Here is a 265-nt window from a genome sequence, read left to right as displayed (position 1 = left end):
CGCGGATTCTCCGGCTGACGCAGCTCTCGAACTGCTCGCCAAACTCCGCGCCAACGGACGCCTCGTCGACGGACGCACCGTGCCCGATCCATCCCAGCGGGTCTCGCTCTGGCGGATTCGCGAGGACGGCGCAGGCCTGTCGTCGCGGCTGGTCGACCCCGAAGACGTCGCCCCCGAAGAAGGTGGACACGGCGGCGCCTACGAATCCTGGCCCGGCTGGGAGGATTCCGCGGTGGCCCCGGAAAACCTGGCCGAGTATCTCGAG

At 69.4% G+C, this 265-nt stretch carries 1 protein-coding gene; it reads left to right on the top strand.

Annotation, left to right across the window (positions count from 1 at the left end):
- The coding region (locus SB717_RS36650; protein WP_410907976.1) for a hypothetical protein at positions 1–265 on the top strand (265 nt) is incomplete at both ends.

This window comes from Priestia sp. SIMBA_032 (assembly GCF_046535215.1).
Lineage (GTDB): Bacteria > Bacillota > Bacilli > Bacillales > Bacillaceae_H > Priestia > Priestia aryabhattai.
Note: the sequence above shows the minus strand (reverse complement) of the source record. Positions and strands in the feature narration are given on the sequence as shown.